This window comes from Janthinobacterium sp. NKUCC06_STL, from assembly GCF_019345455.1.
Lineage (GTDB): Bacteria > Pseudomonadota > Gammaproteobacteria > Burkholderiales > Burkholderiaceae_D > Janthinobacterium > Janthinobacterium rivuli.
Genome location: NZ_JAHKQY010000001.1, coordinates 1,175,747 through 1,197,370 on the forward strand (window position 1 = coordinate 1,175,747; position 21,624 = coordinate 1,197,370).

Below are 21,624 nucleotides of genomic sequence, written 5' to 3' on the forward strand. Positions count from 1 at the left end.
TCGCCATGAGCCGCGTCGATTTTCACAGCAACGTGCCGGACAAGCTGGCCTACGCCTGCCGCCTGGCGCGCAAGGCCTATATGGCTGGCAACAAGATCGTCGTGCTGGTGCAAGACAGCGCCCAGCTCGACGCCTTGAACAGCGCCATGTGGACCATTTCCGCCACGGATTTCCTGCCGCACGTGCTGGCCGGCGACCCGCTGGCGGCGCAAACGCCCATCATCCTGACCGATGACGCAGCGGCCGAGCTGCCGCACCACGACATCCTCGTCAACCTGTCGCAGCTGCCGCCGGCCAATTACGCGCAGTTCCAGCGCGTCTTCGAGATCGTTTCCATGGATGAGCAAGATGCGCAGGCGGGCCGCCAGCGTTTCCTGCACTACCGCCAGCAAAACGTGCAGCCGACCCACTTCGTGGCAGGGAAGACATGAGCCAGCAGCCATTCGACCAGGGCATCCCCCTGCTGACGGAGGTGCTGCTGGGGCCGGAGATATCTCCTTCCATGCCAGCAGAGCCTGTTATCGAGACAGCGCAGGCGTTGCCGCCTAGCGTAGTCCAGCCCGACTGGGACGCCATCGAACAGCGGCTGACGCAGCGCATCCTGCACCAGGTGCAAGGCAAGATCGACCATCTGCTGGAAGAGCGCATCGCCCACGTGCTGCAGACGGCCCTGCAAAACGCCCTGATCGGCATGCGGGGGGCTTTGCGCGAAGACTTGCAGCAGTCGCTGGAACAGATCGTGGCGCATGCTGTCAGCCATGAGTTGGGTCACCTGCACCCTCCCGCGCAAGCCTGAGCATGCTGCGCAATGTCGGGTTACGCGCTACGCGCTAACCCGACCTACTCTATTCTCCCTCCCAACGCCATTCTTTGGTGCGCTCGCGCCTGCGAAATCGGTGCATCGCGCCTCACTTTGGTGATTGTTGCGACAAAATGTAAAAAGCCCGAAATGCGGCTTTGCGCCGCCTGTTTTTTGTTGTACCTTTCTTCACACGTACCGCCTGTCGAAGCGGTTTTCACGAGACGCCGCCGTATCTTTATCCATTGGAGAATGTTTATGCTGCTCAAGACCAAAGTCCTTCCTCTCGCCCTCGCCCTCGCTTTTGCCGGTCATGCGGGCGCGCAGGAAATCATCAAGATCGGCCACGTCGCCCCGGTCTCTGGCGCCAGCTCCCACCTGGGCAAGGATAACGAGAACGCGGCCAAGATGGCCATCGAGGATTTGAACGCCAAAGGCTTCAAGATCGACGGCAAAGCCGTGAAATTCGTGCTGGTGCCCGAAGATGACGCAGCCGATCCCAAGCAAGGCACGGCCGTGGCGCAAAAGCTGGTCGATGCCAAGGTCAACGGCGTCGTCGGCCACCTGAACTCGGGCACGACGATTCCCGCCTCGCGCATTTACTTCAATGCCGGCATTCCGCAGATTTCACCGGCCGCCACCAACCCGACGTACACCCAGCAGAAATTCAACACGGCCTTCCGCGTCGTGGCCAATGACAACAAGCTGGGGGGAACTTTGGGCGCGTATGCCGTGGGCAAGCTGCAAGCGAAGAAAATCGCCGTCATCGATGACCGCACGGCCTACGGCCAGGGCGTGGCGGAACAGTTCGTCAAGGGCGCCAAGAAGGCCGCGCCTGGCGTGCAAATCGTCGGCAAGGAATTTACCAATGCCAACGCGACCGACTTCAATGCCATTTTGACCAGCATCAAGTCGAAAAATCCCGACCTGATCTTCTTTGGCGGCATGGATTCCGTGGGCGGCCCCATGCTGCGCCAGATGAAGGCGCTGGGCATCAAGGCCAAGTTCATGGGCGGCGACGGCCTGTGCACGGAACCGCTGGGCAAGCTGGCGGGCGACGCCGTGGGCGAAGACATGGTTACCTGCGCGGAAGCGGGCGGCGTGACGGGCGCGCACCAAAAAGGCATGGACGACTTCCGCGCCCGCTACAAGCAAAAGTACAACATGGAAGTGCAGCTGTACGCGCCATACGTCTACGATGCCGTGATGACCATGGCCACCGCCATGGCCGACGCCAAATCGTCGAAACCGTCCGTCTACCTGCCATTCCTGGCCAAGGTGCACTACCAGGGCGTGACGGGCCCGATCTCGTTCGATGCCAACGGCGACATCAAGGATGGCGCGCTGACGCTCTTTACGTATCGTGAAGGCAAGAAGACAAAAATGGAAGTCGTCAAATAATAGAACCTACTGCGCGGCGCGATTTGCGGCCTGCGATGCTCACTGTGCATTCGCACAGCTGCGCTTCTCAGCCACAACTCACATCCGCTCGCTACGGTTCTTGCTGTCCGGCCACGTAAGCGAGTAAACCTTCGGCCAGCGCGTCGAAGGTGGCGCGGCAGCGCAGGCTGCCGCGCAAGTCTTCATGCATGGTGATCCAGGTTTCCATCGGTAGCGAAAACGCTTGCGGCAACACGCGCCGCAGAGCCGGATCGCGCGCCGCCAGCCCCACCTGGCATACGCCGATGCCCGCGCCCGCCCGTATCAGCGCCAGTTGCGCCAGGTCGCTGTCGCTGCGCCAGGCAAAGTTGTCCCGCGTAAATCCCTTGAAAGCCGCGCCCGCGTTGCGCACGAAGGGGCTCGCCTCGTCGTAGCCGATGACGGCATGGCGCGCCAGGTCGGCCAGTGCCAGCGGCGTGCCGTGCCGCGCCAGGTAATCCGCGTGCGCATGCAGGCCCAGTTCGATCTCGCCCACCTTGCGCGCCACCAGCTGCTCCTGGCGGGGCCGCAACATGCGCACGGCGATGTCCGCTTCCCGGCGCAGCAAATCCTGCACCTTGTTGCTCAATACCAATTCAATGACCAGGCCCGGATGGCGCGCGCGCAAACGGGCCAGGATCGGTGGCAACACCTCCACGCCCACCACTTCGCTGGCCGCGATGCGCACGACGCCGGCCACGCCCTGCCCCTGGCTGCTGGCGGCGCGCTCCATCAGGGCCGCCGTGTGCTCCATGGTTTCCGCATGGGGCCGCAGCGCCAGCGCCACTTCCGTCGGGAGCAAGCCCAGTTGGGAGCGCGTAAACAGGGTCGCGCCCAGCGCCTGCTCCAGCGCGGCGATATGCCGGCCGACGGTGGGTTGCGTGATGGCCAGCGCGCGTGCCGCGCCAGACAGCGAGCCGTGCTTCAGCACGGCCAGCAGCGAGCGGTAGTATTCCCAGGCGATGGATGGGTTCATGGCATCAACTTTGTCATACATAAATGTATAGCCTGTGGTCGATGTTCGTCAATTCCCAATTAGCCCTGCGCGGCAGATACTGGCACCATCAACCACACGGAGGTCACGATGGACAAAATAGCATTGGTACTGGGCGCCACGGGCGGCATCGGCGGCGAGATGGTGCGCCAGCTATTGGCGGCGGGCTGGCAGGTGCGCGCCCTGACGCGGGGAGAGCTGCCATCGCCACGCGGCGACGGCATTGAATGGCTGCGCGGCGATGCCCTGTCGCGCGCGGACGTGCTGGCGGCCGCCAAGGGCTGCGCCGTCATCGTGCACGCCGTCAACCCGCCCGGTTACCGCCACTGGGGCCAGCTAGTGCTGCCCATGCTCGACAACACGATTTCAGCGGCGATGACCGAAAACGCCACCATCGTGCTGCCTGGCACCGTGTACAACTTCGGCCCCGACGCCTTTCCAGTCTTGACGGAAGACGCGCCGCAGCATCCGCTCACGCGCAAGGGCGCTATCCGCGTGGAACTGGAAGCGCGGCTGGAACGGGCCGCCACGCAGGGCGCCAGGGTCATCATCGTGCGCGCGGGCGACTTCTTCGGCCCCCGTGCCGGCAATAACTGGTTTTCGCAGGGTCTCGTGAAACCGGGCCAGAGCGTGCGCAGCGTGCTGTATCCGGGTGCGCCCGGTATCGGCCACCAGTGGTCCTACCTGCCCGACGTGGCGCGCACGATGGTCCAATTGCTGGCCGTGCGCGCTACCTTGCCCCCGTTCTCCCGCTTTCACATGGCCGGCCACTGGGACCACGACGGCCGGCAAATGACGCGGGCGATTGCCCGCGTGGTGGAACAGGCAACGGGAGCTGCGCCCGCCATCCGGCGTTTTCCATGGTGGCTGGTGGCGCTGGCGTCGCCATTCGTGGCGACCCTGCGCGAAATGCGCGAGATGCGCTATCTGTGGCAAACGCCTCTATCCATGGAGAATGCGCGGCTGCTGGCCGTGCTGGGCCAGGAGCCGCATACGCCGCTCGACGAGGCCGTGCGGGCGACATTGCAGGGCATGGGCAATCTGCAAAAGGCGGCGGGCAAAAAAAATGCGCCGGCTTTGCCGGCGCGCTGATTGCAGATACTGCGGCACAGATTATTTCTGTGCCAGTACCCATTTGACCAGGGTGTGGGCTTCCGCATCGCTCACTTGCGGGTTCGCTGGCATCGGGATCGCGCCCCAGGTGCCGGAACCGCCCTTCATGACTTTCGCCACGAGCTTGTTTTCAGCGTCTTTCTGGCCAGCGTACTTGGCAGCCACGTCCTTGAACGCAGGGCCCACCAGTTTCGTGCTCACCGCGTGGCAAGCCATGCAGTTCTTTGCTTTCGCCAGATCCGGATTGGCCAACGCTGCTTGCGATGCCAGAGCCGACACGGTCAATACACTCACCAACATAAAACGTTTCATTGTCTTTTCTCCAAAGTTACTTCCTGCGGCATTTTACTGTGTTTCCGCAGATGCACCACGAGCCCAGATCAAGCGTTTCAATGTAGTAACGCAATGTAGACGGGAGGCATGCATATTCTGCCCCATCTGCGCATCCATGACCATGTTGTTTGTAAGGCGATGTAACGACAGCCGGCCCCGCATAGTCAAACGGGGCTGGCTGTCTTACTTGCGCAACAGATCAGCGCTTCTTCAGTTGGGACAGATCGCGCACTGCGCCGCGGTCGGCCGACGTCGTCAGCGCCGCATACGCCTGCAGCGCCTGCGACACATAGCGCTCGCGGTTGACGGGCAGCCAGGCCGCGTCGCCCTTCGCTTCCATGGCGGCGCGGCGCGCGGCCAGTTCCGCATCCGTCACGCGCAGGTTGATCGTGCGCTCGGGGATGTCGATGTCGATCAAGTCGCCCTCTTCCACCAGGCCGATGGCGCCGCCTTCGGCCGCTTCCGGCGAGGCGTGGCCGATTACCAGGCCCGAGGAACCGCCCGAGAAGCGACCGTCCGTGAACAGCGCGCACGCCTTGCCCAGGCCTTTGGACTTGATGTACGACGTCGGGTACAGCATTTCCTGCATGCCGGGGCCGCCTTTCGGACCTTCGTAGCGGATGATGACGACGTCGCCTTCATGCACGGTGTCCTCCAGGATCGCAGCGACGGCCGCGTCCTGGCTTTCGAACACGCGCGCCTTGCCCGAGAATTTCAAGATGCTTTCATCGACGCCGGCCGTCTTGACGATGCAGCCCTTTTCGGCCAGGTTGCCGTACAAGACGGCCAGGCCGCCATCTTGCGAATACGCGTGGGCTTTGTCGCGGATGCAGCCCGTGCTGCGGTCCGTGTCGACTGCCGCGAAGCGCTCCGACTGCGAGAACGCCGTCTGCGTCGGCACGCCGCCCGGGGCGGCGCGGAACAGTTCATGCACGGCCGGATCGTCCGTGCACTTGATGTCGTTTTGCGCGATGGCGTCGGCCAGGGTCGGCGCGTGGATGGTCGGCAAAGTCGTGTTGAGCAGGCCGGCGCGCGCCAGTTCGCCCAAAATCCCCACGATGCCGCCCGCGCGGTGCACGTCTTCGATATGGTATTTGTCCGTCATCGGCGCGACCTTGCACAGGCACGGTACCTTGCGCGAGATGCGGTCGATGTCGGCCATCGTGAATTCCACTTCCGCCTCGTGCGCGGCGGCCAGCAAGTGCAGCACGGTATTCGTCGAGCCGCCCATGGAGACGTCGAGCGCCATGGCGTTCTCGAACGCCGCCTTGGTGGCGATCGAGCGTGGCAGCACCGAGTAATCGTCCTGCTCGTAGTGACGCTTGGCCAGCTCGACGATCAGGCGGCCCGCGCGCAGGAACAGCTGCTGGCGGTCCGAGTGCGTGGCCAGGATGGTGCCGTTGCCAGGCAGGGCCAGGCCCAGCGCCTCGGTCAGACAGTTCATCGAGTTGGCCGTAAACATGCCGGAACACGAGCCGCAGGTCGGACAGGCCGAACGTTCGATTTCCGCCACGTCGGCGTCGGAGACGGTGCTGTCGCCCGCCTTGATCATGGCGTCGACCAGATCGAGCTTGATGATCTTCTGCGTGCCGTTGACCACCTTGACGACCTTGCCCGCTTCCATCGGCCCGCCCGAGATGAAGACGACGGGGATGTTGATGCGCATGGCGGCCATCAGCATGCCCGGCGTGATCTTGTCGCAGTTCGAGATGCAGACCATGGCGTCGGCGCAATGGGCGTTGACCATGTATTCGACGGAGTCGGCGATCAGGTCGCGCGACGGCAGCGAATACAGCATGCCGCCGTGGCCCATGGCGATGCCGTCATCGACGGCGATGGTGTTGAATTCCTTGGCCACGCCGCCGGCCGCTTCGATTTCGCGCGCCACCATCTGTCCCAAGTCCTTCAGATGCACGTGACCGGGCACGAACTGGGTGAACGAGTTGACGACGGCGATGATCGGCTTGTCGAAGTCGCCGTCCTTCATGCCGGTGGCGCGCCACAGGGCGCGGGCGCCAGCCATGTTGCGGCCGTGGGTGGTGGTGCGGGAGCGGTATTGCGGCATGATGGGGACCTTCCGAGAAATGAATAATGCCTGACTGCCCGGATTTTCAACAAAACCCTGCATGCAGTGGGGGTACGCCAGATTGCCTTGCGCGCGCGCCACTGTCAAATATATGATGCACGTGTCTGTGAGTCGATTTTCATATCACAGGACTTATTCCACATGGAAACGCATATGAACCTTGAACTGCGCCAGCTGCGCTACTTCGTCACCGTCGCCGAGGAATTGCACTTCGGCCGCGCCGCCGCGCGGCTGCACATGACGCAGCCGCCCCTGTCGCAAACCATCATGGCCCTGGAAGAATTGCTGGGCACCCCGCTGTTCGTGCGCACGCGGCGCGAGGTGCAGCTGACGCCGGCCGGCACGGCCCTGCTGCCCGAGGCGCGCCGCCTGCTGGCCCAGGCGCAGGATTTACCCGCGCTGGTGCAGCGGGCCGCGCAGGGCGAGGCAGGGCGTCTGAGCCTGGCCTTTGTCTCGTCGGCCGACTACAGCGTGCTGCCGCCGCTGCTGCGCGCCTACCAGACGGCTTACCCGCAAGTGCAGATCGCGCTGCAGGAAGCCACCTCCGACCTGCAACTCGATGAACTGCTGGCCGGGCGCACGGATGCGGGCCTGCTGATCCCGCCGCTGCCCGAAAAGGCGAAAGGAGAACTCGACTACCTGCCCGTGCTGGCCGAACCGCTGGTGCTGGCCGCGCCGTCCGGCCTCGACATATTCACTACGCCGGGCCCCGTGCGCCTGCGCGACGTGCCGCCCCTGCCTTTGATCATTTTCCCGCGCGCCATTTCCCCCGCCCTGCACGATGCCATCCTCGGCGTGTTCCGCGCGGCCGGCATCACGCCGCAGATCGGCCAGGAAGCGATCCAGATGCAAACCATCGTCAGCCTCGTCTCGGCTGGCATGGGCATCGCGCTTGTGCCACAATCGGTATCGAATCTGATGCGCCCCGGCGTAGAATACAGGCCGCTGCAGGACGCCACGCCGCTGGTGGAAACGGGCCTGGCCTGGCGCCGCGACAATCCGTCCGCCGTGCTGCAAGGTTTTTTGGCGCTGCTGCGCAAGCAGTTAGGCCACCCAGCGCAATAAATTAAGTGGCCGCTAAGGCAAAAAACCGCCAGCGCCCCCATACTACGCAACCTTGGCTTTAAACAAAGAAAGAAACCCCATGCTGATACACCCGATGCCCGACCCGATAGCCATCCAGATCGGCCCGCTCGCCGTGCACTGGTACGGCCTGATGTATGTGCTGGCCTTCGCCCTGTTCATTATCCTGGGCCGTGTGCGCATCAAGCAGCCGCATATCGCCGTGCTGGGCTGGAAGAAGGAAGACCTCGATGACATGCTGTTCTACGGCATGCTGGGCGTGGTGATCGGCGGGCGCCTGGGCGAAGTGCTGTTCTACCGTCCCGAATACTTCATGCACAATCCGCTCGAAATCTTCATGGTCTGGCATGGCGGCATGTCCTTCCATGGCGGCTTCCTCGGCGTCATCCTGGCCATGTACCTGTGGAGCCGCAAGGCGGGCCGCAACCTGTTCGACGTGCTCGACTTCATCGCGCCGCTGGTGCCGCTCGGCTACGCGGCCGGCCGCCTGGGCAACTTCATCAATGCCGAACTGCCGGGCCGCATCGCGCCGGACACCCTGCCGTGGGCCATGCAGTGGCCGGGCATTCCGTATCCCGTGCACCCGTCGCCGCTCTACCAGATGCTGGTCGATGGCATCCTGGTGTTCATCATCCTGTGGCTGTTTGCGCGCAAGCAGCGTCCGCGCATGGCCGTGGGCGCCATGTTCACCCTGCTGTACGGCTGCGCGCGCTTCTTCACGGAATACTTCCGCACGCCGGACTGGGAAGTCGTGTGGCTGGGCGTGCCGATCACGTCGGGCCAGATGCTGTCCCTGCCGATGATCGTCGGCGCCATCGCGCTGCTGGTGTGGGCGTATAAAAGCCAGGTAATGGGCACGCCGCCCACCAAGGCCCGCCCGGCAAACACGTAACACCGCTGCTTCCCCGGTGGCGCGCCAGGCAGGTGCGCCACTATCTCCTTCCGCAACATTTCCCTCGACACAATAAAATTTCCTAGTGAAATAGACTTGCTGTTGACATATCGGTATCATCGTTTCAACGTGCCGCCACCGGGAAATGCCTTGCCATGCTGTCTGCCGGACAAAAACTGAGGTACTCGATTGCGCTGGGCGCCGGCTATGTGCTGGCGCAGCTGGCCTTGACGGCGTGGGCCGGCGCACGCGCGCCCTGGGTCAGCTATGCGTTCAGCATCGTCGCACCCCTGCTGGCGCTGGCCGCCTGTTGCCGCTGCGCCTATGTCAGCGCGGCAGGCGCCGCCAGGACAGGCTGGGCCCTGTTCGCCGTGGCCATGCTGTTCTGGAGCACCGGCATGATATTGTCGGCCTGGCAGGACCTGAGCGGACAAGTGGCTTCCGACGCCACGTATTTTTCCGATTTCGCCTATTTCATGTACGGCGCGCCCCTGCTGCTGGCCATGTCGTCCGTGACCCACGAGCATCCCTCGCGCACCCTGCAATGGCTCGACGCCGTACAGGTGCTGCTGGCGGCCTACCTGGCCTATACGGCCATTTTTTCCGTGTCGCCCTTCGACCAGCGCTCGATCGCGCCGATTCCCGCCAGCCTGCTGGTGCTGACCTACAACGTGGAAAACCTGGCCCTGGCCTGTTGCGCCTCGCTGCGCCTGCTGGCGCACCGGCGCGATGGCGGGCAAGGCCGCTTTTACCTGCTGCTGGCGGTGTTCTTATGGTGCTATGCGGGCTGCGCGGCCGCGTATAACTATCTGACCTTGCATGGCGCGACCGAAGCCTGGAGCGAGGTGCTGCCGAGCCTGCCCTTCCTGATCCTGGTGCTGCTGTCCATGCGCGTCACGGCGGCGCGGTCCGGTGCGGAAAGCGCACAGACGCAGCAGACCCCGCAAAAGCTGACCCTGCTGATCGACAATTTCAGTCCCATCTTCTTTACGGCCGCCTTGCTGGGCCTAGGCTTTGCCGTCATGCGCGCGCATTTCTACCTGGCGGCGGCGTCGCTGTTCGTCGCGCTGCTGGTCCACGCGCTGCGCTCGGCCACCCTGCAAAGCCGCTACATGCAAAGCGAACTGGCCTTGCGCGCGGCGCATGACAAACTGGAAAAGCTGTCGCTGACGGATGGTTTGACGGGCATCGCCAACCGGCGCTGCTTCGACCAGACCCTGCAGCTGGAGTGGCAGCGCGCCGCGCGCAACCATCAGGGGCTGGCGCTGCTGATCATCGATATCGATTTCTTCAAAAGCCTCAACGATACCTTCGGCCACCCGTATGGCGACGCCTGCCTGGTGCGGATCGCGGCGGCCCTGCACTCGGCGCTGCCGCGCGCCAGCGACCTGGCGGCGCGCTTCGGCGGCGAGGAGTTTGCCGCCATCCTGCCCGCCACCGATGGCGACGGCGCGCTGGCGGTGGCGCACAAGATGCAGGAGGCGATCGCCGCGGCCGCCATCGTCCACGCACCGTCACGCGGCGGTCTGGTGACGGCCAGCATCGGCCTGGCCTTGCATGACGCAGGACAGACGCCGGAACAATTGCTGGCCGCCGCCGACCAGGCCCTGTATCGGGCCAAGCAGAATGGCCGCAACCGGGTCGAAGGCTAACTTGTCAGCTTGCCGGTAATGACTTTCCATTGCGCCGGCGTCACGGGCGTGATCGACAGCCGGCTGCCCTTCTTGAGCAGCAGCATGTCTTCCAGCTCCTGCATCTGGCGCATCTCGGACAGGGGCAGCAGCGCCGTCTTCTTCACGCCGCGCACGTCGACGCTGATCCAGCGCGGCTGTTCTGGCGTGGCTTTCGGGTCGAAGTATTTGCCGCCTTCTTCAAACTGGCTGTGATCGGGATAGGCGCCGCTGGCCACTTCGGCCACGCCCGCCACGCCCGGCTGCGGGCAACTCGAGTGATAGAACAGCACGCCATCGCCCGGCTGCATGCCATCGCGCATGAAGTTGCGCGCCTGGTAATTGCGCACACCGAACCACGGCATGGTGTGCTGCGGCGCGGCCATCAGGTCGTCGATGCTCACTTCATCGGGTTCGGATTTCATCAGCCAGTATTGTTTCATGCAGACTCCGTATCAAAGCGACAGACGTAAAAAAACGGTTGCGCATCGATGCTGCAACCGTTTTTCGTTTTCTTTCAAATTGGGCCCCGCCTGTGCCGCTATGCCGGCATCCCGAACCAAACGGTTCAAGGTGGTCACGTTAGTTCAATTTCGGGTTCGTCGAACGAGCGACGCTCACTCCCATCAAACAAAATTCGCAACCGATGCGCATAAATGGTTCAAGGAATATATGGCAATCGCGAACACCGCAGGGTAGACCCAAGTTTACTCCTTTGATCGCGCATCGCAAAGACAAATCGTCGCGTGCACGCTTAAAAAAGGTTTTCCTGGGGCGTCAAGGCGCTATCCAATACCGTGTGCATGGCCGAGATTTTCTGCTTCACTTCCAGTATCGTCAATTCCGACAGCGGACCTTGCGGCGACTTCACGGAGAGGAATTCGGCGGCCACGCCCAGGGCGGCCAGCACGGCGATGCGGTCGTTGCCCTTGACCTTGCCCGCGTCGCGGATGGCTTTCATTTTGCTATCGAGATAGATCGCCGCTTCGCGCAGCGCGCGCTCTTCGCCGTCGCGGCACACCATGCTGTAGGACTGGCCCATGATATTGACATCGACACGCGGCATTACGCTTCCTTCTCGTTCTCGGCAATATAGGCGCCCGCTTCCGAAGCGGCTTGCTCCAGTCCGGCTTGCACCAGTTCGGGAATTTTTTCCAGCAACGCTTCCACCCGCTCCTGCGCCTCGCGCATGCGTTGCACATACAGGGCGTTGTCGGCGGCCAGCGCGGCATTGTCCTTGCGCAGTTGCGCGTTTTCGCGGCGCAGCGCATGGGTCATTTCGGCCAGCAGGCCTATTTTGTCGGATAATTCGTTGAATTCGGAAATCATGCCGCCACTATAGGGCGGACGCTCCATGGGCGTCAATCGAATCACGCCGCTGTCACACATATTTACATCAATGCAGGGCAGTTGGCGGACAATACACGCTTTTTCCGGCGCTTTTCGCCAAGTGCGCGCATCCGCCGGCGCCGCGATGGCCGTGTTTTACTCGTCGACGTAATCGGCTTCGATATCGAGGCCGCCATAGCGGTTTTCGCAAGAGCGGCGCGTCAGCGTCTGTTCTCCGCCCTTGCCGTCAAGCACCATCGTCAAGTCGCGGCAAGTACGGCTATAGCTGCCAGGTTTGGCGTCCGTGCCCGAAGGCGTCAGGCGCACTGCCAGCGGCACCGCATTGCCCAGTCCCTTGTTGCTCCACAGGCGCGTCTTGCCATCCTCTTCATCTTTCAAGGTGCGCACGGCGGCCTTCAGCAACGATGCTTGTTCTTGTGCATTCAGCTTGGCGATGGTGACGTCGGACAGGAAAGGCGGATACACGACGGGCGCCGGGTCCTTGCCCTGCACATCCCATTTCCCGCTGTTCTGCGAACAGGTGCGGCGGCTCAGGTCCTGCGACTTGCCGCCCGCCGTGACGACGAATTTCAGGTCGCGGCACACATGCGCCTTCAGGCTGTGCTCCGTCATGCCGGAATTGCTGAAGTTATACGTGACTTTGACCATCACGCCGCGGTCGCCGCCGTTGTCCCACACGTGCGCTTCCTGGTCGTCGTCGTCCTTGTTCAAGTCGTTGAACAGCTCACCCAGCAGCCTGTCTTTTTCCTGCGGCGTCAGGGTGGCCACGGTGATCTCGTCGGCGATGGTGGGCGCTTGCGCGGCGGCATTGCCCAGGCAGGCGAGGCCGATGAGGGTAGCGCCCAGCAGGCGCAGCGCGGAGCGGGAAGGCGGAAATGGCATGGCGTTCTTTCTGGTGCAAGTAGTGATATGTGGCGATATTGATATGCAATTACAATCATCTTATCAAATTCCATAGTGAAACTCTGTTTCCTGTGCGTACAGGAACGGCCCCTCTCCGGACGGCATGCTAGAGTCGCGCCTGTTGCTGACGCCCGGGAAGTTGGCTTGCGCCAGCGCAAACCCTGCGTAAATGCAGGCTGCGCAGAACGTCTATGTATATCTTCCCGGAGAATAAGCCCTTGAATAAGCCCCCTACCGTCCCTATAATTAGCACTCGTTAGTAGAGAGTGCTAACAAACTCTTTCGTAGTAATCCTCAGGACTGATGGTGCTTGCCAGACCACTGCAGGGAACGCTACGCGGCGGGCGACGCCGCGATGCACCACTGCCGGATACAGGCAAGGACAGGATGACATGGGGTTTGCTTGACCGTTGCGGGCTGCTTTCAACGGCGGTCACTGAAAGCAGGCCTGGCGCTGCGCCAGGCATGTATTCATTTAGCAACACCTATCCATTGAACTTTAAGGAGTTTTGTATGAATCTGCGCCCATTGAACGATCGCGTCATCGTCAAACGCCTCGACCAGGAAACCAAAACCGCGTCCGGCCTCATCATTCCTGATGCAGCTGCTGAAAAACCGGATCAAGGCGAAGTCCTTGCCGTAGGCAATGGCAAGATTCTCGACGACGGCAAAGTGCGTCCTCTGGATGTCAAAGTGGGCGACCGCGTCCTGTTCGGCAAGTACGCCGGCCAAACCGTCAAAGTTGACGGCGATGAGCTGCTGGTCATGCGCGAAGAAGACATCATGGCGATCGTCGTCAAGTAATTGTTTCCACGTTGTAGACAGATACATCCCGAAACTCAGGAGAATTGAACATGGCAGCTAAAGAAGTAGTATTCGGCGACGCAGCGCGCGCCAAGATGGTCGAAGGCGTCAATATCCTCGCCAACGCAGTCAAAGTCACCTTGGGCCCGAAAGGCCGCAACGTGGTTCTGGAGCGCTCGTTCGGCGCCCCTACCGTCACCAAGGATGGTGTATCGGTAGCGAAAGAAGTTGAACTCAAAGACAAGCTCATGAACATGGGCGCGCAAATGGTCAAGGAAGTTGCTTCCCGCACCAGCGACAACGCCGGCGACGGCACCACCACCGCAACCGTGCTGGCACAAGCCATCGTGCGCGAAGGCATGAAGTTCGTTGCCGCCGGCATGAACCCGATGGACCTGAAGCGCGGTATCGACAAAGCTGTTGCAGCGACCGTCGAAGAACTGGCGAAAATCGCCCGTCCTTGCACCACGACCAAAGAAATCGCCCAGGTTGGCGCGATCTCGGCGAACTCGGACTACTCGATCGGCGAGCGTATCGCTGAAGCGATGGAAAAAGTCGGCAAAGAAGGCGTGATCACCGTGGAAGACGGCAAGTCGCTGAACGACGAGCTGGACATTGTTGAAGGCATGCAGTTCGACCGCGGCTACCTGTCGCCATACTTCATCAACAACCCAGAGAAACAAGTTGCCGTACTGGACAGCCCATTCGTCCTGCTGTGCGACAAGAAAATCTCGAACATCCGTGACCTGCTGCCGGTACTGGAACAAGTCGCCAAAGCTGGTCGTCCACTGCTGATCATCGCGGAAGACATCGAAGGCGAAGCACTGGCCACCCTGGTTGTGAACAACATCCGCGGCATCCTGAAAACGTGCGCAGTGAAAGCCCCTGGCTTCGGCGACCGCCGCAAAGCCATGCTGGAAGACATCGCTGTCCTGACCGGCGGCCAAGTGATCGCTGAAGAAGTCGGCCTGACCCTGGAAAAAGTGACCCTGGCCGAACTGGGCCAAGCGAAACGCATCGAAGTGGGCAAAGAAAACACCATCGTCATAGATGGCGCCGGCGAAGCAGCATCGATCGAAGCACGCGTAAAACAAGTGCGTGTACAGATCGAAGAAGCGACCTCAGACTACGACCGTGAAAAACTGCAAGAGCGCGTAGCCAAACTGGCTGGCGGCGTTGCCGTGATCAAGGTTGGCGCAGCCACCGAAGTCGAAATGAAAGAGAAAAAAGCCCGCGTTGAAGATGCACTGCACGCTACCCGCGCTGCCGTGGAAGAAGGCATCGTGCCAGGCGGCGGCGTAGCCCTGCTGCGCGCACGCGCCAACATCACGGTCAAGGGCGACAATCCTGATCAAGACGCTGGTATCAAGATCGTTCTGCGCGCAATGGAAGAGCCACTGCGCATGATCGTGCAAAACGCTGGCGAAGAAGCTTCGGTCGTCGTGGCAGCCGTACTGGCTGGCACGGGCAACTACGGCTACAACGCTGCCAACGGCACGTATGGCGACATGGTTGAAATGGGCGTCCTGGACCCAGCCAAAGTGACCCGTTCGGCGCTGCAAAACGCCGCTTCGATCGCTTCGCTGATGCTGACAACCGACTGCATGGTCTGCGAAATCGCTGACGACAAAGCAGGCGGCGGCATGGGCGGCGGCATGGGTGGTATGGGCGGCATGGGCGGCATGGACGGCATGATGTAATGTCCGGCATCCCCGCGCGCAGGCGACGGCGCGCAGGGATGCATGCGCCGGGGAGAGACAGCAGACCAAAAGCTGCCTGTTCTTCCCCGGCAGCCCCGAAAAGCTATCTTCTACGGAAGGTAGCTTTTTTTTTCGCCTGTTGGCCTGTTGATTTGGCAAGCCCGGCGATTGCCGGCCTGTGCGTTTTGCTTTAGCATGGCCGCCATCGTCCCTCTTTCTCACGCCCACCATCATGCCGCCACGCGCCTCCTCTTCCAGAACCACCATCATCGCCGGCATCCTGGCCGGCTTGCTGGCCGCCGGGCTAGTCGCTTTTTACATGCACCAGCAGTCCGCGCCGCACGAGGGCAATGCCCCTGGCGCCAGCGCCAACACGGCGGCGCCAGAGCAGAACGCGCGCGCCGTCGATGCCTTGCTGGCTTTGCCGGAAATCAAGGCCTGGTCGGCGCATATCGAAAAAGCTTCGGGCGGCCGCGCGCACGGCGCCGTGATGGAAACGTCGCCCGAGACGCGCCTCGTCGATGGCGTCGCCAGCTACCAGCTGAGCTTTTTCGAAAGCACGCCCGATGCGGCGCACCGCTGGGAAAGCTTTGTCGTGACGCCCGATGGCAAGCGCATCCTCGTTGACGACGTCGTCAGCGGCGACCTGATCAGCCTGGAACAATGGCGCAAGGATAATGCGCCCATGCAGCGCGTCGCCACGCAGTAACTACGCCGGCGTTGTAGCGCAAGCTTTACTTTCTGGCATCAAAGCCCGATACTCGCCCACATGCCCGCCATCACTGTCCGCCCCCTCACGCCAGACGACGCCAGCGCCTACCGCGCGCTGCGCCTGGCCGGCATCGCCGAACTGCCCGCCGCCTTCTGCACCACGCATGCGGCGGAAAGCGGCTTGCCGCTGGCACAGATAGCCGAGCGCTTGCGCGCCACCTCGCACCAAATAATATTTGGCGCTTTCAACAAAGAACAATTGATCGGCATGGCCGGCCTGCGCCGCGAGCCGATTGCCGTCGTGCATGACAAGGCCAGTCTGTGGAGCGTGTACGTGGCGCCGCAGGCGCGCGGGCGCGGTGCGGGACGGCAACTGGTGCAGGCGGCCATTGCGCACGCCTGCAGCGTGCCCGAACTGGCCCGCGTGCGCCTGGCCGTGGCGCAGGACAACCACGCGGCGTTGACCCTGTACCTGGCTTGCGGTTTTACCCTGGAGGACAGTCTCGCAGCGGATGGCATGCTGCATATGCAGCTGTTGCTGCCCCGCCCTGCCCTTGCAAGTGCCGAAAGTAATGTCTTTATGAAAATCAATACCTTACAAATCCCTGCGAAATAGCGGACAGGCCGTTTTTTCTGTTGCAAGCAAACGCGGCAGGCCTTAGCATCGCGGCTTACAAAAAAAACTTGGGGGAGAGCCAATGTCATCGGCCGAGACACAAACCGCCACGGGCAAAATGCCGCGGCAAATACCGTACATCATCGCCAACGAAGGCTGCGAACGCTTCAGCTTTTATGGCATGCGCAACATCCTGACGCCATTCCTCATCAGCACCTTGCTGCTGATGATCCCGATCGACCAGCGCACGGGCGAAGCCAAGCACGTCTTCCACACCTTCGTCATCGGCGTGTATTTCTTCCCGCTGCTGGGCGGCTGGCTGGCCGACCGCTTCTTCGGCAAGTACAACACCATCTTCTGGCTCAGCCTCGTGTATTGCGCCGGCCATGCCTGCCTGGCCCTGTTTGAAAACAGCGTCAACGGCTTCTATTTCGGCCTGTTCCTGATCGCCTTCGGTTCCGGCGGCATCAAGCCGCTGGTGGCTTCGTTTGTCGGCGACCAGTTCGACCAGACCAACAAGCACAAGGCCAAGCTGGTCTTCGACCTGTTCTACTGGATCATCAACTTCGGCTCCTTCTTCGCGTCCTTGCTGATGCCGATGTTCCTGCGCGACTACGGTCCGTCGATCGCCTTCGGCATCCCCGGCATCATGATGCTGGCCGCCACCATCGTCTTCTGGATGGGCGCCAAGAAATACGTGCACGTGCCGCCGGCACCGCCGAATCCCGATTCGTTCACCCGCGTGGCCCGCACGGCCCTGCTGGCCCGCGTCGACGGCGGTTCGCGTCCCGGCCTGTATGTGGCCTATGTCGGCGTCGTCGGCGCCCTGTATGCGTTCTACAGCATTCCCGAATGGGGCTTCGTGATTTCAGCATGTACCGCGCTGGTCTTGCTGCTGGCCTTCGGCAGCATCGGCACGGCCATGCAGCTGGAACGCGCGCGCGGCATCCACCCTGACGAAGCCGTCGAAGGCGTGCGCGCCGTGCTGCGCATCCTCGTCATCTTCGCCCTCGTCACGCCGTTCTTCTCGCTGTTCGACCAGAAGGCCTCGACGTGGATCGTGCAAGCGAACACCATGGAAAAACCAAGCTGGTTCCTGCCGGCGCAAATGCAGGCGCTGAACCCGATGCTGGTGATGCTGCTGATCCCGTTCAACAACCTGGTGCTGTACCCGATGCTGAACCGCTTCGGCCTGGAAGCGACGGCCCTGCGCCGCATGACGGCCGGTATCGGCTTTTCCTCGCTGGCGTGGATCGTCATCGGCTTGCTGCAGCTGGCCCTCGACAGCGGCAACGCCGTCTCCATCATGTGGCAGATCCTGCCATACGCCTTGCTGACGTTCGGCGAAGTGCTGGTCTCGGCGACGGGACTGGAGTTTGCCTACAGCCAGGCGCCCGTCTCGATGAAGGGCGCCATCATGAGCTTCTGGAATCTGTCGACCACGGTGGGCAACCTGTGGGTGCTGATCGTCAACCGCAGCGTCATGAACGAAGGCGTGATCGGCAAGATCGCCGAAAGCGGCATCAGCGTGACGGCCTTCCAGATGTTCTTCTTCGCCGCCTTTGCCGCTGTCGCCATGCTGGCTTTCGGCCTGTATGCAAGGCGCTACAAGATGGTGGATAACTACCGCCAGGCGGTGGTGCCGGCGAAAGCATGATGCCGGTTTGATTTGCCGCAATCAAGAAGGGCGCCCTCGGGCGCCCTTTTTTACGTCGTCACCGTCGGCCCATCGCGCCCCGTGCGCTCGCGGATCTGCGCCAGCTGCCCGGCCACGGCGATCAGCCCCGCCAGCGCTTCCTGGGTGGGAATATCGTGCCGGGCCGGATCGGCTTCGTAGCGCTCCAGGTACAGGCGCAGGGTGGCGCCCTCGGTGCCCGTGCCGGACAGGCGCAGCACGATGCGCGCGCCGTCCGTCATGATGATGCGGATGCCCTGCTGCGTCGCCACGGAGCCGTCGACCGGATCCGTGTAGCTGAAATCGTCGGCCAGCGCCACCGTGTAGCCATCGAACACCTGGCCCGGCAAGGCGGCCAGCTGGCCGCGCACGGCCTCCATCAGCTGCTGCGCGCTGGCGCTGTCGATGTCTTCGTAATCGTGGCGCGAATAGTAATTGCGGCCATATTCCGCCCAGTGCGCGCGCACGATCTCTTCCACCGATTGTTTTTTCTCTGCCAGCAGGTTGAGCCAGAACAGCACGGCCCACAAACCATCTTTTTCGCGCACGTGGTTCGAGCCCGTGCCGTAGCTTTCTTCGCCGCACAGGGTGGCCATGCCCGCGTCGAGCAGGGTGCCGAAGAATTTCCAGCCTGTCGGCGTCTCGTGGCAAGGGATGCCCAGCGCGCTAGCGACCCGGTCGGCCGCGCCGGACGTGGGCATGGAGCGGGCAATGCCGTTCAAACCGTCGCGGTAGCCGGGCGCCAGCGTGGCGTTGGCGGCCAGGATGGCCAGGCTGTCCGAGGGTGTCACGTCGAAGCGCCGGCCGACGATCATGTTGCGGTCGCCGTCGCCGTCCGAGGCGGCGCCAAAGTCCGGGGCATCGTCGGCAGCCATGATGGCGATCAGCTCGTGCGCGTTGACGGGATTCGGGTCGGGATGGCCGCCGCCGAAGTCTTCCAGGGGCACGCCGTTGATGACGCTGCCCTTAGCCGCGCCCAGCATGCCTTCCAGGATGGCCGTCGCATACGGGCCCGAGACGGCGTGCATGCCGTCAAAGCAGATGCGCAGGCCGCCCGCGAACAGGGCGCGGATGGCATCGAAGTCGAACAGCTGCTGCATCAGTTCCGCGTAATCAAGCACCGGATCGATCACTTCGACCGTCATCTGCTCGATGCGCGCCACTCCCAGGGTATCGAGGTCGATGTCGGCAGCATCGCTGATGCGGTATTCGGCGATGCCTTGCGTGCAGGCGTAGATGGCCTCGGTGACCTTTTCGGGCGCCGGGCCGCCATTGGCGATGTTGTACTTGATACCGAAATCGCCATCGGGGCCGCCCGGATTATGGCTGGCCGACAGGATGATGCCGCCGCTGGCGCCATGCTTGCGAATCACGCAGCTGACGGCCGGCGTCGACAAAATGCCGCCCTGCCCCAGCAGCACGCGCGCGTAGCCATGCGCGGCCGCCATGCGCAGCACCGTCTGGATGGCCGCGCGGTTGTAGTACCGCCCGTCGCCGCCCAGCACCAGCGTCTGGCCGCGGCAGTCGCCCAGCGTGTCAAAAACACTCTGCACGAAGTTTTCCAGATACTGCGGCTGGCTGAATACGCCCACCTTCTTGCGCAAGCCCGAGGTGCCAGGCCGCTGGCCCGCCACCGGCGCCGTATTGATGATTTGAATAGCCATCTTGCCTCCTTATTAACTTCCCATGTTAACCGATGCTGGCCGCAGGGCAAAGCGTTGTACGTCTGCCACGGTGCGCCAAGCCGCTTAGCGCGACATCGCGGCATGCCATATAATGAGAATCATTCTCATATGCGGCATTCCTGGCTGCGGACTCATACATCGGACGCCGTGGTTGCACGCTATTACCAAGAACTGTTGAACTTTTGCTGGCGCAGCGTGCGCAACCGCGAGGCTGCGGCCGACCTGGTGCAGGAAAGCTATGCGCGCGTGCTGGGCGAGGCGGCCGTGCGCGAACCGCGCGCGCTGCTGTACCACACGGCGCGCAACCTGCTGGTCGACCAGCACCGCCGCGCCGCCGTGCGCCAGCACGAGGAACTCGACGCCCTGCCGGAGGCCGCGCATCCGGCAGGGCCCCGTCATTTGCAGCCGGAACAGGCACTGGAAAGCAGCCAGGACTGGCAAGCCTGCGTGGCCGCCATCGACGCCTTGCCACCGCGCTGCCGCGACGCCTTCGTGCTGCACGTCTTCGAGGAATTGCCGCACGCACAGATCGCCGCGCGCATGGGCATTTCCGTGAGCATGGTGGAAAAACATATCGCGCGCGGCATGCTCAGTTGCCAGGCGCAGTTGCGTTCTCTGCGGGAATGCGCATAATGCCGTCCATGACCGCCCGCCCGCCCCGCCATGATTTCGGCCCCTCCGCCCAGGAGCAGGCGGAATTGCGCGAGTACGCCGACTTTGCCGCCACGCAGGACGACGTGGCACTGGCGGCGGCCACGTGGTTCAGCCGGCGCGGCAACCTCGATGCGCGGCAACAGGCCGAGTTTGACGCCTGGCTGGCGGCCGATGCGCTGCACGCGCAGGCGTATGCCCAGTTGCAGGACACCTATCGCGTGGCGCGCCGGATTCCCGCGCAGGTGGCCGCCCGCTGGACAGTGCCAGCGCCATCCCCCCGCCGCCCGCTTCTGCGCTCCCTGCGCGTGCTGCCGTATGCGGCCGCCGCCATGCTACTGCTCGGCGTGGGCGCGGGCGGCTACCAGTGGTGGCAGCAACCCACGTTCAGCCAGTCGTATGCCACCGCGCGCGGCCAGCGCCTGGCCGTCTCGCTACCCGACGGCAGCCAGGTGCAGCTCGATACGGCCACGCAACTGCACGTCACCCTGTACCGCCAGCGGCGCGAAGTGCGCCTGGCGCACGGCGAAGCGCTGTTCCAGGTGCAATCGAAGCAGGGCCAGCCGTTCGACGTGCTCAGCGGTCCCTTGACAGTGACGGTGGTGGGCACGCAGTTTTCCGTGCGTAACACGCTGGTGCACGACGGCCAGCTGCGCGTGGCCGTGCAGCATGGCCAGGTGCGCGTGGCCGGCGCAGGGCAAGACCAGGTCGACCTGCGGGCCGGCCAGGGCGTCAGCAGCGATGCCGGCGGCCGCCTGTCCGCCGTCGCCAGCCTGGCCCCGGGCAGCGTGGCGCCGTGGCGCGACGGCAGAATCACCTTCGACAATGTGCCGCTGGGCGCGGCACTGGCCGAATTCGAGCGCTATGGCGACACGGGCTTCGTCGTGCGCGATCCCGCCGTCGCGCGCTTGCGCATCGGCGGCAGTTTCAGCCTGACCCAGCTCGACCGCTTCGCCGCCGCCCTGCCGCAACTCTTGCCCGTGCAGATAGTGCGCAGCGGCACCGTCAGCACCATCGGCATGGCGCCGAAAGCCGCCGCGCAGGCACCGGCCATGCACTTCCCAAAAAAATAAATGAAAATAATTCGCATTCGCAGGTGAGGGTTTTGCCCGCTGCCGCGTCTACCAGCTTAATCGACAA

At 63.0% G+C, this 21,624-nt stretch carries 22 protein-coding genes and 1 other RNA gene; 14 read left to right on the forward strand and 9 right to left on the reverse strand.

All coding sequences use genetic code 11. The annotated features are described in order from the left end of the window. The first annotated feature begins 5 nt into the window (after positions 1 to 5). The 3 genes from KO539_RS05320 to KO539_RS05330 all read left to right on the forward strand — a co-directional run bounded on the left by KO539_RS05320 (position 6) and on the right by KO539_RS05330 (position 2,200). Positions 6 to 431: a DNA polymerase III subunit chi gene (locus KO539_RS05320; protein ID WP_219307682.1), complete on the forward strand. Its 426-nt coding sequence runs from the start codon at positions 6 to 8 to the stop codon at positions 429 to 431. Further along, a complete protein-coding gene (locus KO539_RS05325; protein ID WP_219307683.1) occupies positions 428 to 796 on the forward strand; it encodes a hypothetical protein in 369 nt (122 codons plus the stop codon). Before KO539_RS05320 ends, KO539_RS05325 begins: the two co-directional genes overlap by 4 nt. A gap of 261 nt (positions 797 to 1,057) precedes the next feature. Continuing rightward, positions 1,058 to 2,200: a branched-chain amino acid ABC transporter substrate-binding protein gene (locus KO539_RS05330; RefSeq protein WP_219307684.1), complete on the forward strand. Its 1,143-nt coding sequence runs from the start codon at positions 1,058 to 1,060 to the stop codon at positions 2,198 to 2,200. Positions 2,201 to 2,291: 91 nt separating this feature from the next. On the opposite strand, the gene KO539_RS05335 is transcribed toward KO539_RS05330, so the two are convergent. Then, positions 2,292 to 3,194: a LysR family transcriptional regulator gene (locus KO539_RS05335; RefSeq protein WP_219307685.1), complete on the reverse strand. Its 903-nt coding sequence runs from the start codon at positions 3,192 to 3,194 to the stop codon at positions 2,292 to 2,294. Positions 3,195 to 3,302: 108 nt separating this feature from the next. On the opposite strand from KO539_RS05335, the gene KO539_RS05340 reads away from it, so the two are divergent. Next, positions 3,303 to 4,304 (forward strand): NAD-dependent epimerase/dehydratase family protein, encoded by a 1,002-nt coding sequence (locus KO539_RS05340; protein WP_219307686.1) that lies wholly within the window; start codon positions 3,303 to 3,305, stop codon positions 4,302 to 4,304. A 21-nt stretch (positions 4,305 to 4,325) separates the two neighbouring features. Here KO539_RS05340 and KO539_RS05345 read toward each other — a convergent pair whose 3' ends face one another. Both KO539_RS05345 and ilvD read right to left on the reverse strand, forming a co-directional pair. Continuing rightward, a complete protein-coding gene (locus tag KO539_RS05345) occupies positions 4,326 to 4,637 on the reverse strand; it encodes a c-type cytochrome (RefSeq protein ID WP_034747381.1) in 312 nt (103 codons plus the stop codon). A gap of 220 nt (positions 4,638 to 4,857) precedes the next feature. Beyond that, positions 4,858 to 6,723, reverse strand: a complete 1,866-nt coding sequence (gene ilvD / locus KO539_RS05350; protein ID WP_219307688.1) for a dihydroxy-acid dehydratase — start codon at positions 6,721 to 6,723, stop codon at positions 4,858 to 4,860. A gap of 174 nt (positions 6,724 to 6,897) precedes the next feature. Here ilvD and KO539_RS05355 point away from each other — a divergent pair, with 174 nt between their 5' ends. The 3 genes from KO539_RS05355 to KO539_RS05365 all read left to right on the forward strand — a co-directional run bounded on the left by KO539_RS05355 (position 6,898) and on the right by KO539_RS05365 (position 10,371). Further along, on the forward strand, positions 6,898 to 7,809 hold the full coding sequence (locus KO539_RS05355; protein ID WP_219307690.1) for a LysR family transcriptional regulator: 912 nt from the start codon (positions 6,898 to 6,900) through the stop codon (positions 7,807 to 7,809). Between the two features lie 79 nt (positions 7,810 to 7,888). Then, complete coding sequence (gene lgt, locus KO539_RS05360) at positions 7,889 to 8,719, forward strand: prolipoprotein diacylglyceryl transferase (RefSeq protein ID WP_035821609.1); 831 nt, start codon at positions 7,889 to 7,891, stop codon at positions 8,717 to 8,719. A 155-nt stretch (positions 8,720 to 8,874) separates the two neighbouring features. Beyond that, positions 8,875 to 10,371 carry a GGDEF domain-containing protein gene (locus tag KO539_RS05365; RefSeq protein ID WP_219307692.1) on the forward strand — a complete coding sequence of 499 codons (1,497 nt, stop codon included), beginning with the start codon at positions 8,875 to 8,877 and terminating at the stop codon, positions 10,369 to 10,371. Here the strand turns inward: KO539_RS05365 and KO539_RS05370 are convergent. From KO539_RS05370 to KO539_RS05390, 5 genes are all read right to left on the reverse strand, one after another. After that, positions 10,368 to 10,832, reverse strand: a complete 465-nt coding sequence (locus KO539_RS05370) for an EVE domain-containing protein (RefSeq protein ID WP_219307693.1) — start codon at positions 10,830 to 10,832, stop codon at positions 10,368 to 10,370. The two genes, KO539_RS05365 and KO539_RS05370, sit on opposite strands and share 4 nt — an antisense overlap. Before the next feature lie 79 nt (positions 10,833 to 10,911). After that, positions 10,912 to 11,089: non-coding RNA, 6S RNA (gene ssrS, locus KO539_RS05375), on the reverse strand. A gap of 54 nt (positions 11,090 to 11,143) precedes the next feature. Beyond that, positions 11,144 to 11,455, reverse strand: a complete 312-nt coding sequence (locus KO539_RS05380) for a cell division protein ZapA (RefSeq protein WP_034747344.1) — start codon at positions 11,453 to 11,455, stop codon at positions 11,144 to 11,146. Continuing rightward, a complete protein-coding gene (locus KO539_RS05385; RefSeq protein WP_306558416.1) occupies positions 11,455 to 11,745 on the reverse strand; it encodes a DUF904 domain-containing protein in 291 nt (96 codons plus the stop codon). The genes KO539_RS05380 and KO539_RS05385 overlap by 1 nt, the downstream gene beginning before the upstream one ends. A gap of 129 nt (positions 11,746 to 11,874) precedes the next feature. Then, on the reverse strand, positions 11,875 to 12,621 hold the full coding sequence (locus KO539_RS05390) for a hypothetical protein (RefSeq protein ID WP_219307695.1): 747 nt from the start codon (positions 12,619 to 12,621) through the stop codon (positions 11,875 to 11,877). A gap of 534 nt (positions 12,622 to 13,155) precedes the next feature. On the opposite strand from KO539_RS05390, the gene groES reads away from it, so the two are divergent. The 5 genes from groES (at position 13,156) to KO539_RS05415 (ending at position 18,130) form a co-directional block, all read left to right on the forward strand. Then, positions 13,156 to 13,446, forward strand: a complete 291-nt coding sequence (groES, locus tag KO539_RS05395) for a co-chaperone GroES (RefSeq protein ID WP_010400979.1) — start codon at positions 13,156 to 13,158, stop codon at positions 13,444 to 13,446. 50 nt (positions 13,447 to 13,496) lie between these two features. After that, a complete protein-coding gene (gene groL / locus KO539_RS05400; RefSeq protein WP_010400981.1) occupies positions 13,497 to 15,146 on the forward strand; it encodes a chaperonin GroEL in 1,650 nt (549 codons plus the stop codon). 232 nt (positions 15,147 to 15,378) lie between these two features. Beyond that, positions 15,379 to 15,855, forward strand: a complete 477-nt coding sequence (locus tag KO539_RS05405) for a hypothetical protein (RefSeq protein WP_219307697.1) — start codon at positions 15,379 to 15,381, stop codon at positions 15,853 to 15,855. 60 nt (positions 15,856 to 15,915) lie between these two features. After that, positions 15,916 to 16,473, forward strand: coding sequence for a GNAT family N-acetyltransferase (locus KO539_RS05410; protein WP_219307699.1), 558 nt, complete (start codon positions 15,916 to 15,918; stop codon positions 16,471 to 16,473). 82 nt (positions 16,474 to 16,555) lie between these two features. Continuing rightward, positions 16,556 to 18,130, forward strand: coding sequence for an oligopeptide:H+ symporter (locus KO539_RS05415; RefSeq protein WP_257626108.1), 1,575 nt, complete (start codon positions 16,556 to 16,558; stop codon positions 18,128 to 18,130). 50 nt (positions 18,131 to 18,180) lie between these two features. On the opposite strand, the gene KO539_RS05420 is transcribed toward KO539_RS05415, so the two are convergent. After that, positions 18,181 to 19,812 carry an alpha-D-glucose phosphate-specific phosphoglucomutase gene (locus KO539_RS05420; RefSeq protein ID WP_219307701.1) on the reverse strand — a complete coding sequence of 544 codons (1,632 nt, stop codon included), beginning with the start codon at positions 19,810 to 19,812 and terminating at the stop codon, positions 18,181 to 18,183. A gap of 168 nt (positions 19,813 to 19,980) precedes the next feature. Between KO539_RS05420 and KO539_RS05425 the strand changes: the two genes are divergently transcribed. Continuing rightward, positions 19,981 to 20,466 (forward strand): sigma-70 family RNA polymerase sigma factor, encoded by a 486-nt coding sequence (locus KO539_RS05425; RefSeq protein WP_219307703.1) that lies wholly within the window; start codon positions 19,981 to 19,983, stop codon positions 20,464 to 20,466. Then, positions 20,466 to 21,557 (forward strand): FecR domain-containing protein, encoded by a 1,092-nt coding sequence (locus tag KO539_RS05430; protein ID WP_257626110.1) that lies wholly within the window; start codon positions 20,466 to 20,468, stop codon positions 21,555 to 21,557. The genes KO539_RS05425 and KO539_RS05430 overlap by 1 nt, the downstream gene beginning before the upstream one ends. Positions 21,558 to 21,624 lie beyond the last annotated feature (67 nt).